Annotated in this window: 13 protein-coding genes; 7 read left to right on the top strand and 6 right to left on the bottom strand. The window is 72.6% G+C overall.

The window, feature by feature from the left end:
- Positions 1 to 303 precede the first annotated feature (303 nt).
- From ACZ619_RS32245 to ACZ619_RS32260, 4 genes are read left to right on the top strand one after another with little or no spacing between them, the layout of a single operon-like run.
- Entirely contained in the window at positions 304 to 1,386 is a 1,083-nt protein-coding gene (locus ACZ619_RS32245) for a M4 family metallopeptidase (protein WP_469606448.1), read from the top strand.
- 21 nt (positions 1,387 to 1,407) lie between these two features.
- A complete protein-coding gene (locus ACZ619_RS32250; protein ID WP_469606450.1) occupies positions 1,408 to 1,674 on the top strand; it encodes a protealysin inhibitor emfourin in 267 nt (88 codons plus the stop codon).
- Positions 1,675 to 1,732: 58 nt separating this feature from the next.
- Positions 1,733 to 3,058 carry a GH1 family beta-glucosidase gene (locus ACZ619_RS32255; protein WP_469606453.1) on the top strand — a complete coding sequence of 442 codons (1,326 nt, stop codon included), beginning with the start codon at positions 1,733 to 1,735 and terminating at the stop codon, positions 3,056 to 3,058.
- Entirely contained in the window at positions 3,055 to 4,308 is a 1,254-nt protein-coding gene (locus ACZ619_RS32260; protein ID WP_469606455.1) for an MFS transporter, read from the top strand. Before ACZ619_RS32255 ends, ACZ619_RS32260 begins: the two co-directional genes overlap by 4 nt.
- A 6-nt stretch (positions 4,309 to 4,314) precedes the next feature.
- Here ACZ619_RS32260 and ACZ619_RS32265 read toward each other — a convergent pair whose 3' ends face one another.
- Positions 4,315 to 5,172: an NAD-dependent epimerase/dehydratase family protein gene (locus ACZ619_RS32265; RefSeq protein WP_469606458.1), complete on the bottom strand. Its 858-nt coding sequence runs from the start codon at positions 5,170 to 5,172 to the stop codon at positions 4,315 to 4,317.
- A 138-nt stretch (positions 5,173 to 5,310) separates the two neighbouring features.
- Between ACZ619_RS32265 and ACZ619_RS32270 the strand changes: the two genes are divergently transcribed.
- The gene (locus ACZ619_RS32270; protein WP_469606461.1) at positions 5,311 to 6,159 is read left to right on the top strand and encodes a helix-turn-helix transcriptional regulator; all 849 of its coding nucleotides are present in this window, start codon (positions 5,311 to 5,313) and stop codon (positions 6,157 to 6,159) included.
- A gap of 171 nt (positions 6,160 to 6,330) precedes the next feature.
- Here the strand turns inward: ACZ619_RS32270 and era are convergent, their stop codons facing one another.
- On the bottom strand, positions 6,331 to 7,299 hold the full coding sequence (gene era / locus ACZ619_RS32275) for a GTPase Era (protein WP_469606464.1): 969 nt from the start codon (positions 7,297 to 7,299) through the stop codon (positions 6,331 to 6,333).
- 142 nt (positions 7,300 to 7,441) lie between these two features.
- On the opposite strand from era, the gene ACZ619_RS32280 reads away from it, so the two are divergent.
- Together ACZ619_RS32280 and ACZ619_RS32285 are read left to right on the top strand one after the other, a co-directional pair.
- A complete protein-coding gene (locus ACZ619_RS32280) occupies positions 7,442 to 8,752 on the top strand; it encodes an ammonium transporter (protein ID WP_469606466.1) in 1,311 nt (436 codons plus the stop codon).
- Positions 8,749 to 9,087 carry a P-II family nitrogen regulator gene (locus ACZ619_RS32285; protein ID WP_469606468.1) on the top strand — a complete coding sequence of 113 codons (339 nt, stop codon included), beginning with the start codon at positions 8,749 to 8,751 and terminating at the stop codon, positions 9,085 to 9,087. Before ACZ619_RS32280 ends, ACZ619_RS32285 begins: the two co-directional genes overlap by 4 nt.
- Here the strand turns inward: ACZ619_RS32285 and ACZ619_RS32290 are convergent.
- From ACZ619_RS32290 to ACZ619_RS32305, 4 genes are all read right to left on the bottom strand, one after another.
- Positions 8,981 to 10,120, bottom strand: a complete 1,140-nt coding sequence (locus ACZ619_RS32290; RefSeq protein ID WP_469606471.1) for a WxL protein peptidoglycan domain-containing protein — start codon at positions 10,118 to 10,120, stop codon at positions 8,981 to 8,983. The two genes, ACZ619_RS32285 and ACZ619_RS32290, sit on opposite strands and share 107 nt — an antisense overlap.
- An 83-nt stretch (positions 10,121 to 10,203) precedes the next feature.
- Positions 10,204 to 11,538, bottom strand: coding sequence for a beta-xylosidase (locus ACZ619_RS32295; RefSeq protein ID WP_469606474.1), 1,335 nt, complete (start codon positions 11,536 to 11,538; stop codon positions 10,204 to 10,206).
- 154 nt (positions 11,539 to 11,692) lie between these two features.
- Entirely contained in the window at positions 11,693 to 12,163 is a 471-nt protein-coding gene (locus tag ACZ619_RS32300) for a hypothetical protein (protein ID WP_469606477.1), read from the bottom strand.
- A gap of 448 nt (positions 12,164 to 12,611) precedes the next feature.
- Positions 12,612 to 12,962, bottom strand: a complete 351-nt coding sequence (locus tag ACZ619_RS32305; protein ID WP_469606479.1) for a cytidine deaminase — start codon at positions 12,960 to 12,962, stop codon at positions 12,612 to 12,614.
- Positions 12,963 to 12,976 lie beyond the last annotated feature (14 nt).

A 12,976-nucleotide genomic window follows, 5' to 3' on the forward strand; every position in this document is an offset into this window, starting at 1 on the left:
TGGGTGTCCGGAAGGACGGCCGACGACGCAACGCGAAGCTCCGCGGGGAGGGAGTCGACCTGGACTACAGGCCCTCGCCGCGGCAGCTAAGAAGAAGCAGCCCGAAACGCATGATGCTCCGCATGCTAGCCGAGCCCCTTCGGACGCGGGGCGCCGTATCAGTATGCGGGACCGGCGGAACAAACAGGGCAAAAAGTGCGCCATACCACTCCCCCTCACAGAGGGTGGCCAATTGTCACGGTATTTCACCAATCACGGTTGCGGGTAGTGACACCGGCATAACTCAGTGCAAGGGTGCGGTGCATGACGACCAACGGGGGCTTCGAGCCCGTCTCCCGCACGCCCGTCTTCTGCGGGATCGTGCCGCCGCACATTCTCGACCGGCTGGCCCAGCACGCGGACCGGGCGCTCGCCGACTCCGCGCTGCGCACCCTCCAGCACGACTCCGCGGCCCGGACCCGCCGCCGGATCACCGCCGTGCGCACCACGGCCGCCCCGGCCGTCCCGGTGACCGCGGCCGCCGCGCCGCAGCGCACGGTCTACGACGCCGGGCACCGCACCGACCTGCCCGGCACCGAGGTCCGCGCGGAGGGCTCCGAGCCCGGCCAGGACGTCTCCGTCAACCGCGCCTACGCGGGCCTCGGCGCCACCTTCGAGCTGTACCTGAAGGCGTACGAGCGGGACTCCATCGACGGCAGCGGGCTGCCGCTGAACGCGAGCGTCCACTACGACGTCGACTACGACAACGCCTTCTGGAACGGCGAGCAGATGGTGTTCGGCGACGGCGACGGCGAGATCTTCACCGACTTCACCAGCTCCGTCGACGTCATCGGCCACGAGCTCACCCACGGCGTCACCCAGTACACCGCGAACCTGGAGTACTACGGCCAGTCCGGCGCCCTCAACGAGTCCGTCTCGGACGTCTTCGGCTCCCTGATCAAGCAGTACTCCCTCGGCCAGACCGCCGACCAGGCCGACTGGCTGATCGGCGAGGGCCTGCTCGCCCCGGGCGTCCACGGGGTGGCCCTGCGCTCGATGAAGGCCCCGGGCACGGCGTACGACGACACCCGCGTCGGCAAGGACCCGCAGCCCGCGACCATGGAGCACTACGTGCGGACCAGCCGGGACAACGGCGGCGTCCACATCAACTCCGGCATCCCCAACCACGCCTTCTACCTGCTGGCCACCGCCCTCGGCGGCAACGCCTGGGAGAAGGCCGGGCAGATCTGGTACGACGTGCTCACCGGCGGCGAGCTGGCGGCGGACGCCCGGTTCGCGGACTTCGCCAGACTCACGGTCGCGGCGGCCAAGGCCCGCTACCGGGAGGGCGACGAGACCGAGGCGGTCCTCAAGGCCTGGACCCAGGTGGGTGTGCAGACCGCCTGAATCCGTACTACACAGGGACCCATGCGTATTCAGGTGAGGCGCACGGGCGGATTCGCGGGCATCGAGCGGCGGGCCGAGGTGGACACCTCGGGGCGGCCCGACGCCCATGAGTGGCAGGCCCTGGCCGAGCACGCGCTCGCGGCCGGCCGGGGCTCCCCGCCGCCCGGGGTGCCGGACGGGTTCGCGTACGAGATCACGGTGGACGGGCGGACCGTGTTCGCGGCCGATCCACGGCTGACCCGCGAACAACGCGAACTGATCTCGCGGGTACTGAAAGAAGGCGCGTAACAGGTAGTTCCCGTCCGGGCGTTGACTTCCGTAACCGGGGGTAAGGATGATCCCGGCCATGGTGACTGACTCGGTCGATCCGATTCCCCGTTTCCCGGACGGCTTCCTGTGGGGCGTGTCGACCTCGGCCCACCAGATCGAGGGCGCGGCCGACGAGCGCGAGCCGTCCGTGTGGGACGTGTTCGAGGCGGAACCGGGCCGGATCAAGGACGGCTCCACGGCGGCGGTGGCCTGCGACCACTACCACCGCCACCGCGAGGACACGGCCCTGCTGGCCGGCCTCGGCGTGGACGCGTACCGCTTCTCGGTCTCCTGGCCGAGGGTGCGCTCCACCGGCGGACTCGACTTCTACGACCGCCTCGTGGACGAGCTGTGCGCGGCCGGCGTACGCCCGGTCCCCACCCTCTTCCACTGGGACCTCCCGGTGGCCCTCCAGGAGGCGGGGGGCTGGCTGGAACGGGACACCGCGGCCCGCTTCGCCGAGTACGTGACGAAGGTCGCGGACCGGCTCGGCGACCGGGTGCAGAAGTGGATCACCCTCAACGAGCCCGCCGAACACACCCTGTTCGGCCACGCGCTGGGCGCCCACGCCCCCGGCGGGCAGCTGATGTTCGACGCGCTCCCGGTCGCCCACCACCAGCTCCTCGCCCACGGACTCGCCGTCCAGGCGCTGCGCGCGGCCGGCGCGGGCGACATCGGCATCGCCAACTCCCACGGCCCGACCTGGCCTGCCTCCCGGGCGCAGCCCGACCTGGAGGCGGCCGCCTTCTACGACCTGCTCCTCAACCGCCTGTTCGCCGAACCGGTCATCCTGGGCGAGTACCCGGACGGCATGGGCGACCTGATGCCGGGCGACGTCGCGGCCGACCTGAAGGTGATCGCCGAACCCGTCGACTGGTACGGCGTCAACTACTACGCCCCCACGAAGGTGGGCGCCCCGCAGGGAGCCGAGATCGAGTTCGGCGGACTCACCCTCCCGGCCGAACTCCCCTTCTCCGTCCGGGACATCGACGGCGTACCGGTGACGGACTTCGGCTGGCCGGTCGTCCCCGAGGGGCTCACGGAGCTGCTCACCGGCTTCCGCGACCGCTACGGGGAGCGGCTGCCGCCCGTCGTCATCACCGAGAACGGCTGCTCCGGCGAGGGCGTCGACGACCCGGACCGTGTCGCCTACCTGGACGGCCACGTACGGGCCCTGCACCGGGCGATCGAGGCCGGCGTCGACGTACGCGGCTACTTCGTCTGGTCGCTCCTCGACAACTTCGAGTGGGCGGAGGGGTACGAGCGCCGCTTCGGCCTGGTCCACGTCGACTACGAGTCGCTGCGGCGGACGCCGAAGTCCTCGTACGACTGGTACCGGGACGTCCTGCGGGCGCAGAGATGACGACGACCCGGGAGCCGGCCGCCCTCGCGGAACCGGCCGAGAAGGTCGGCCGGGGCTGGACCTCGGCGCTCTCCCTCGCCAACGGCGCGATCTGGGTGGGCTGGTACGGCCCCCTGCAGATCCTGCTCGCCTCCCAGGCCAAGGACTTCGCGCCCGGCTCCGGGATGTCGAAGGAGACGATGCTGGCGTGGGTGACCGGCGTCGGCGCGGTGGTGTCGCTGGCGGCGAACCCGGTCTTCGGCGCCCTGTCGGACCGCACCACGTCCCTGTGGGGCCGCCGCACCCCCTGGATCGTCGCCGGCACGGCGGGCGGGGCGCTGTCCCTGCTGCTCCTCGCGGGCGCCGGCGGCATGTGGACGATGATGCTGGGCTGGTGCCTGGTCCAGCTGACGCTGAACGCGGCCTTCGCCGCGGTCACCGCGGCGGTGCCGGACCGGGTGCCCCGGCTCCAGCGGGGCTCGGTGGGCGGCTGGCTGGGGGCCGCGCAGATCCTCGGCGTGGTCGGCGGCACCGCGCTGGCGACGGCCGCCGGGGGCGTCGGGGCGGGCTATGTGGCGTGCGCGGTGTTCACGGCGCTGGGCGTGCTGCCGTACGTCCTGCGCTTCTCGGACCTGCGGCTGGCGCCGGCGGACCGGCCGCCGTGGTCCTGGCGGGGCTTCGCGGCCGGCTTCTGGCTGAGCCCGCGCCGCCATCCCGACCTCGGCTGGGCCTGGCTGACCCGCTTCCTGATCAACCTCAGCAACTCCCTGGTGCTGCTCTACCTCCTCTACTACCTCCGTGACCGCCTCCACCACCAGGACCCCGAACAGGGCGTGCTGGTCCTCACCGCGGTGAACGGGCTGACGCTGATGGCGACGGTCGTCGTCGGCGGGGTCTGGTCGGACCGGGTGGGCCGGCGCAAGCCGTTCGTGGTCTGGTCCGGCACCCTGATGGCACTGGCGACGGCGCTCCTGGCGGCCTGGCAGACCTGGCCGGGCGCGATCGTCGCGGCGGCCTTCCTCGGCATCGGCTTCGGCGTGTTCACCTCGGTCGACTTCGCCCTGATGACGGACGTCCTGCCGGCCGCGGAGGACCGGGGCAAGGACCTCGGCGTCATCAACGTGGCCAACGCCCTGCCCCAGGTCGCGGCCCCCGCCCTCGCCGCGCCGATCGTGACGTACCTGGGCGGCTACCGCGTGCTCTACCTGGTGGCGGCGGTGATCGGGCTGGCGGGGGCGGCGCTGGTGGGACGGATACGCGGGGTCGACTGACCCGGCCTACAGGGCCCCGGCGTCCCGCGCCGACCAGACGCTGGGGTGGACGGGACGGAAGCCCAGGTCCCGGCGGATCTTCTGGTTGGACATGATCCCGAACCAGGGGTCGGGGTCGGTGCGGGTGTGCAGGTCCGCCGGCACCGGCACCCCGTTGAGCTGGTACAGCTCCACGGTGGTGACGGGGGCGTCGTCGGCGATGTTGTAGACCGGGCCGTCGACCGCGGGGGCGTACAGCAGCCGCATCAGCCCCTGCCCGACGTCGGCGTGGTGCGCCATCTGGAGCCGCTGCGCGGGGGCCCAGCGCGCGGCCCAGCGCATCACGTTCGCGAGGTGCGGGTCCCCCTCGCCGTACACGAAGGGCAGCCGCCCGATCCGCACCTCCATACCGCCGCCGAGCGCGAGCAGCTCCCGCTCGGCGGCCGCCTTGGACTCCGGGTAGGCGCCCCACAGCTCGCCGCCGGGCCTGCTCTCGTCGTCCTCGACGAGCGGGCGGCCGCGCCCGGTGCCGTACACGTTCCCGGTGCTGACCTGCACGAACCGCCGTACCCCGGCGCCGAGTGCGGCCCGTCCGAGGGCCACCGCCGCGTCCCGGTTGACGGCCCAGGCCTCCTCGTCGGGCACCCCGCGGAAGGAGGCGGCGACGTTCACCACGGCGTCCACGCCGGCGACGGCCCCGCCGAGCGCCTCCTCGTCCCGCAGGTCCCCGACGGCCACCTCGGCGCCCAGCCCGGCGAAGGGCTCCCCGCGGGCCGCGTCCCGCACCAGCACCCGTACCCGCTCCCCGGCCCGGACCTGCTGGAGCAGCCGGGGCACGAACCGCCGCCCGACCTGTCCGGTGGTACCGGTGACAAGAGTGATCATGACCGTCTCCCTGGCTGCGTGCCGTTCCTCGTCCGTCGCCACCAGCCTGGTCCGCCCGCCCCTCCACCGGGAGAGACCTCCTGATCAGGGGACCGGCGGTCCCTGGATAACCCGGACGCGCCGGGCCACCCTGGAGACATGGACCGCCCCGAGCTCGCCGACTTCCTGCGCCGCGCCCGCACCCGCCTCGACCCCTCCGACGTGGGCCTGGCACCCGGCGCCCGGCGGCGCACCCCGGGGCTGCGGCGCGAGGAGGTGGCGGCGCTGGCCGGGATGTCCGCCGACTACTACACGCGCCTCGAACAGTCCCGGGGCCCGCGCCCGTCCCGCCAGATGCTGACGGCGCTGGCCCGCGCGCTGCGGCTGACGGAGGACGAGCGCGACCACGTGTTCCACCTGGCCGGTGAGGAGCCCCCGCGCCGGGAGGCGGCCTCCACCCATGTCCGCCCCGGCCTGCTCCTGGTCCTGGACCGGCTGCACGACACCCCGGCGCTGGTGACCACGGACTACGGCGAGGTACTGGCCCAGAACGCGCTGTCGCGGGCGCTCAGCGGCGATGTCCTGGCCCGCCCGCCGCGCGAGCGGAACCTGGTCCGGGGCTTCTTCCTGGACCCGTCGGCGGGCGGCCCGTGCCCGCCGGAGGACCGCCCGCAGCGGGGCCGCGAACACGTCGCGAACCTCCGCGCGGTGGCCGCCGCCCGCCCCTCGGACCCGGCCCCCGCCGCTCTGGTCGCCGAACTCCTGTCGGGCAGCGAGGAGTTCGCCCGGCTCTGGGCCGAACACGAGGTGGCGGTACGCCGCGTGGCCACCAAACGCTTCCTCCACCCCTCGGTCGGCATCCTGGAACTGGACTGCGAGGTCCTCCTCAACGCCGACACCAGCCAACTCCTCGTCGTCCACACGGCCCGCCCCGGCACCGAGTCCTACGAACGCCTCCGGCTGCTGCGCGTGATCGGCCTCCAGGACATGAGCCCGAGCCTGCCTTGACCCACCGGCTACCTTTACCGGGACGCACACACGGGTGAGTGACGGACGGCAACGGGGGTTGCGGGATCATGGCGGGGCCCAGTCGGACGCCGGCCGGCGAAGGAGTACCCGCGGCGTCCCGGCCGCTGGTGCCGGAGGCCGCCGCGCACCCCGTGAGACGGCCGAGCGGGCCTAGAACCCCAGCCGGCGCAGCTGCTTCGGGTCGCGCTGCCAGTCCTTGGCGACCTTCACGTGGAGGTCGAGGAAGACGGGGGTGCCGAGGAGCGCCTCGATCTGCTTGCGGGACTTGATGCCGACCTCCTTCAGGCGCTTGCCCTTGGGGCCGATGATGATGCCCTTCTGGCTGGGGCGCTCGATGAACAGGTTGGCGTGGATGTCCAGGAGGGGCCTGTCGGCGGGGCGGTCCTCGCGCGGGAGCATCTCCTCGACCACGACCGCGATGGAGTGCGGGAGTTCGTCGCGGACGCCCTCCAGCGCCGCCTCCCGGATCAGCTCCGCGATCATGACCTGCTCCGGCTCGTCGGTCAGGTCGCCCTCGGGGTAGAGCGCCGGGCCCTCGGGCAGCAGCGGGACCAGCAGGTCGGCCAGCAGGCTCACCTGCTTGTCGCCGACCGCCGACACCGGGACGATCTCCGCCCACTCGAAGCCCAGCTCCCTGCCGAGCTGGTCGATCGCGATCAGCTGCTCGGCGAGGGCCTTGGAGTCGACCAGGTCGGTCTTGGTGACGACGGCGACCTTGGGGGTCTTCCTGATCCCCGCGAGCTCCTTGGCGATGAAGCGGTCGCCGGGGCCGATCTTCTCGTTCGCCGGCAGGCAGAAGCCGATCACGTCGACCTCGGCCCAGGTGGTGCGGACCACGTCGTTGAGCCGCTCGCCGAGCAGCGTGCGCGGCTTGTGCAGGCCGGGGGTGTCGACCAGGATCAGCTGGGCGTCGTCCCGGTGCACGATCCCCCGTACCGTGTGCCGCGTGGTCTGCGGCTGGTCCGCGGTGATCGCCACCTTCTGCCCGACCAGAGCGTTCGTGAGGGTGGACTTGCCCGCGTTGGGGCGTCCGACGAAACAGGCGAAGCCCGCCCGGTGGACGGTCTCCGACGATTCCGACGGCTCGGTTGACTGGCTGCGAACGCTCATGGCCCCCATTCTCCCTGATCCACGACGCCCCGCCGCACCGTGAGATTTCGGTAACCCCGGGGCAACGAAACGTCACGGAAACACTGCCGTACACGGCCGGAAACCGGGACCGGTGACCCTCGGCTGAGCCCCCACGACGTTGGAGACGCCCGTGTACCTCGCCGCCGCGCATGCCGACACCGGTGACACCGCCTGGCTGCTCGCCGCCACCGCCCTGGTCCTGCTGATGACCCCGGGGCTGGCCCTGTTCTACGGCGGCATGGTCCGCACCAAGAGCGTCCTCAACATGCTGATGATGAGCTTCGTGTCGATCGCGCTGGTGACGGTGGTGTGGCTGGCGGGCGGCTACTCGCTGGCCTTCGGGGACGACGTGGGCGGCGGGCTGCTCGGCGGGCTCGAACACGCCGGGATGAGCGGGCTCGGCCCGGACAGCGTGCAGGGCAGCGTCCCCACCCTGCTCTTCGCCACCTTCCAGCTCACCTTCGCCGTCGTCACGGCCGCGCTGATCAGCGGGGCGATCGCGGACCGGGCGAAGTTCGGGGCGTGGCTGGTGTTCGTCCCGGTGTGGGCGCTGCTGGTATACGTTCCGGTCGCGCACTGGGTGTGGGGCCCGGGCGGCTGGATCGCGCACCGCCTCGGCGCCCTGGACTTCGCCGGCGGTCTGCCGGTGGAGATCACCTCGGGCGCGTCCGGGCTGGCGCTGTGCCTGGTGCTCGGCCCGCGGCTCGGTTTCAAGAAGGACGCGATGCGTCCGCACAACCTGCCCATGGTCGTCCTGGGCGCCGGTCTGCTCTGGTTCGGCTGGTTCGGCTTCAACGCGGGCAGCGCGCTCGGCGCCAACGGGCTCGCGGCCGCCGCCTTCCTCAACACCATGGCCGCGGGCTGCACCGGCCTGCTGGGCTGGCTCTTCGTCGAGCAGAAGCGCGACGGCCACCCGACCACCCTCGGCGCGGCCTCCGGCGCCGTCGCCGGCCTGGTCGCCATCACCCCGTCCTGCGGCTCGGTCTCCCTGCTCGGCGCGCTCGTCGTCGGCCTCGCCGCCGGCGCGGTCTGCTCGTACGCGGTGAGCTGGAAGTTCCGGCTGAACTTCGACGACTCGCTCGACGTCGTCGGCGTCCACCTGGTCGGCGGTGTGATCGGCACCCTGCTCATCGGCCTGTTCGCCGAGCGGGCCATGACCGGCTCGGCCGAGGGCCTCCTGTACGGCGGCGGCCTCGCCCAGCTGGGCAGGCAGGCGGTGGCGGTCGTGGCCGTCGCGGTGTACGCGTTCGCGATGACGTACGGCATCGGCCGGCTGATCGACCGGGTGACGGGCTTTCGCGCGGGCGAGGACCAGGAGCACACCGGCCTGGACCTTACGGTGCACGCCGAGACGGCTTACGATCACGGGGTCCTGGGCCACGGCGCCCCGGTCGCGCACTCCGTCCTCCCCGCCGCCCAGAAAGCCAAGACCCAGCCATGAAGCTCATCACCGCGATCGTCAAGCCCTACCGCCTCGACGCGGTGAAGACCGCGCTCCAGGAGATCGGGGTGCGGGGCCTGACCGTGACCGAGGCCAGCGGGTACGGCCGGCAGCGCGGCCACACCGAGGTCTACCGGGGCGCCGAGTACCAGGTCGACCTGGTGCCCAAGGTCCGTATCGAGGTCGTCGTCGAGGACGCCGAGTCCGAGGCCGTGATCGACACGATCGTCAAGGCCGCGCAGACGGGGAAGATCGGGGACGGGAAGGTGTGGGCACTGCCGGTCGAGACGGTCGTACGGGTGCGGACGGGCGAACGCGGCCCCGACGCGCTCTGAGCAGCGACCGCAGCCTGCGACCGGCCCCGCCGCCCGGACCGCCGCCCGCGCCACCGCCCCCCGCACCGCCGCCGCCACGGCCCTTGCCACCACCGCGGCCGGCCCGGCGCGCCCGCGCGAACAGCGCGCCGCCCGCCACCCCGGCGACGAAGGCGAGCCCCACCAGCAGCCACGGCAGCGCCAGGAACGAGGCGCTCGCCGACTCCCTGGTGCCCCTCGCGCTGGCCGTCAGCGTCACCTTCCCCCAGTCGAGCTGGGGCGCGTCGTGCCAGGGCGCGGTGAGCCGGACCCGCTCCCCCGGCAGCAGCTCGGAGGGGACGCCGGTGAGGTCGCGGCTGAGCAGCGTACGGCCGAACAGGCCCTGTGCGCGCAGCCGCACCCTGGGGTCGAGAGTGACGTTGCCGGTGTTGTGCAGGGTGTAGGAGACGGTCGCGGTGCTGTCGCCGAGGCCGGGCACCCAGGGCTGGTGGTGGGCGATGTGCACGTGCTCGACGGCGAGCGCCGGGAGCGTGGGCCCGCTCACCCGCAGATAGACCCGGGCGCCGACGGCCCGCTGCACGCCGAGCGCGAGGGAGCCCGAGCCGGGGTCGACCCGCTCGTCGAGCGCGACGATCGCCCCCGGGTGGTCGCCGGGTTCGGCCCCTTCGGGCACCCGCAGCGTGAAGGGCACCGTCACCGTCCTGTGCGGGGGCACGGTCACCCTGGTCTTCGAGACCTTCGCCCAGGCTCCCACGCCCCGCATCCGCTCCTTCACCGTCCGCACGGCGAACCCGCCGTCGCGCGCGGTGTTGTAGGCGTCGGCGGCGTACAGCCGGAAGGTCAGCGGCTTGCCGGTCTTGTTGGCGACGGCCACCTTGTCGGTGATCGTCTGCCCGGGGTCGGCGGAGAGGTAGAAGTAGGGCCGCGAGGAGATCTTGGAGGCGACCGGGTAGACGGACCAGCTGCCGTTGTCGGCGGCGCGCGCGGGACCCGCCGTGAGGAACACGCCGAGGAACAGGCTCAGGAGGAGGACGTACGGCTTGGCGCGACGCATGGGTGCGGACCCCCGGTCGAAAGCGGTCGGGTGGCGGCCGGGCCCCCGTCTCCGGGGGCCCGGCCGCCACGCGGGGAGTTGGCTCAGGTGAGCGTCAGGGTGAGGACTCCGGAGTACGACCCCGGAGGCGTGAACGCCGGTACGTCCAGGGAGAGTCCGGCGTCGACCGTGAACTGACCGCCGGTGAGCGTGGAGTCCGGGGTCGACGCGAGGGTCGCTCCGGAACTGCCGACGGTGCCCGCCGAACCGGCCGCGCAGGTGCTCGGGCTGCCCGACTTGGTCGCGCAGCTCGGGGTCCAGCTCAGCTTCCCGGCGTCGATCTTGGCACCGGGACCGGTGAAGTCGGTGACCTTGCCGGTGAGCGACCAGCCGGCCGGACCGCCGCGGAAGTCCTTGACGGTCACGGTCTGCAGGGCGCCCGTGGAGGCCCCGCCCTGGCCGAAGTCGACCGCCGACAGCGCGACGGAGTCACCGGCCTGGGACATGGACAGGGTGCCCGCCTTGACCGTGGTCGTCAGCTTCTGGCTGCCGTCCGGCACGGGGGTCGTGTCGTTCACGACGTAGGCGGCCGGCCCGGCCCCCGTGCTGTCGCTCCACGCGCTTCCCTCGTACGCCACGATCCCGGTCGTCGTCTTGTCGTCGACGACGATCGGCGCGCTGAAGGAACCGTCGGAGCCCGCGGTCGCCGTGGCCGTGTCGGCGGTCTGGGTGTCGCCCGACCGTCCGGCCAGGGTCACGGTCGCGCCCGGCGTGAAGTTCTGCCCGCTGACGGTCACGCTGTCACCGGGGTTGCCGGAGGCCTTGTCCAGGCTGATGGCACGGGTGTTGACCGGGGTGGTCGAGGTCGCCGTGACGGTCTCCGACACCGGTGCGGGCGGGTTGGTGACCGTGCAGGGGGTGTCCAGCTCCAGGATGTAGCTGGTGTGGATGTTGTAGTCACCGGGCGAGAGCGTGATGGCCCCCGGCGAGGTGACCGTGAACGTCCCCGTCATGGAGAACGACGGGAAGGTCCCGTACCCGGGCACCGGGTCGTTCTTCTTCGGCCCGGTCACCGTGACGTCCCCGGTCTGCGCGCCGGCCAGCACCACCTTGCCCGTCGGCGTCATGATGTCGGCCGGCAGGGCGAGGGCGGTGGGGTTGTTGGCGGCGGGCGTGACCACGGTGTAGGTCACGGTGACCGTGTCGCCGACCTCGGGGCTGGTGTTGTCCACCGAGATGTTCGCGGTGGTGGTGCCGTCGATGTCCGGCAGGCCCGCGATGGCGGGCGGAACGCAGTGCGTGGCGAAGTCGACGTTCGTCCCGACGGCACCGGCCGGGCAGGCCATCGCGCCGCCCGCCGTGACCGCGAGCGCGGTCGCCCCGAACAGTGAGATGAAGCGCCACCGTCGGGGTCTTCGTGATCTTGGGGGTGAACCCATGGATGCCCCCTCCTGAGGGTCGCGGGCGCAGCGGCTCCTCTGCGCCGACAGGGGGCCATTGATGTGGAGGGCGCGCGAGAAGTCAATGGAGATGCCGCAGAAAGCTGACGGTTCATCAGCTTCTGCGGCATCCGGAACGAACCCGTCAGGCGGTTCAGCTCATGACGAAGGGTCCGGGCGACTGTGCGGCGCTCGACGTACAGGTGACGGTGACGCCGAAGATGACCATCTTCAGCGAGCCGCCGTAGAAGTCGAGGCTGTCGCCGGAGGCCACGGTGCCGGGGAGCGGGCCGACGGTGATGTTGTCACCGGTGGCCATGGCCGGGTTCACGGTGCCGCTGAAGACGCGGGAGGAACCGGCCGAGTTGGCCAGGGTGAGCGTGGAGGCGATCGAGTTCGCCGACAGCGCGAGCGGAGCGGTGATCGCGCTGGAGGTGAGGGTGATGGTGGAGGAGGTGCCGCTCTGGGTCGCGGTGAGGGTGGCCGCGCCGCCGCCGAAGATGCCGCAGCTCGCGGTGACGGTCGCGGTGGTCGGAGTGACGGCGGCGGCCGAGGGGGCGAAGGCCAGCGCCGTGGCGGCGAGGGCTCCCGCCGCGAGTGCCGCACCGGTGGTGATTCGCTTCATGGAGGTAGGGCTCCCTTCCCGTTGTCTGGGAATGCCATGTGGGGATGGCGACCCCGTTCCGGGTGGATGCGGGCACACCGCGGGGCGCCGTAGCCGGCGGACCGTCAGAATCTGACGCTCCGTCGGATTGCACGGTCCCATTGATGCGTGAGAGACACAGACCGACAAGGTTGAATTCCGGCCTACCTTCCCGGGGGCGGCCGAAGGGGTCGTTGCGGCGGTGACGCGGCTGCGGGTGAGCGGCGGCCGGTCGGGCCCCTTGAGGCGGAACCGGTCGGCGCCCTGTCAGGGGCGCGGAGAACCGCGCGGGCGACCACGACGGCGGCGCACCCCGCCCACGCACCCCGCCTCCATCGCCCCGAGTCAAGCAACCCCGCCCCTCACCCGACGGAGTCAACCGGCCCCTCGCCTCCCGGCCGGCCGAGTCGGGTGGACGGGTGGGAAGAGGTCACGCGGGGACAGTGAGCCGCACTTCCCCGTCCGGCCCCGCCAGCAGCACCGGCGTCCGCGGCCCCCCGAGATCCCGCACCGCCGCCAGGTCCCCGGCGTCGACCTCCCCGGCCTCGCTCACGACCGCCGCCGCCTCCAGCGACTCCGCCCCCGAGGCGACCGCCATCGCCACCGCCGTCCGCAGCGCGCTCAGCTTCAGCGAGGCCAGCTCCACGGTCCCCGCCACATACGTACGGCCCGTGGAGTCCCGTACGGCCGCGCCCTCGGGCACCCCGTTGCGGGCCCGGGCCGAGCGGGCCAGGGTGACGATCTTGCGGTCCTCGGGATCAAGCGCGTTGCTGTCGGTCATGCCCCGAGCATACG

It is taken from the genome of Streptomyces sp. NPDC104367 (assembly GCF_055583825.1).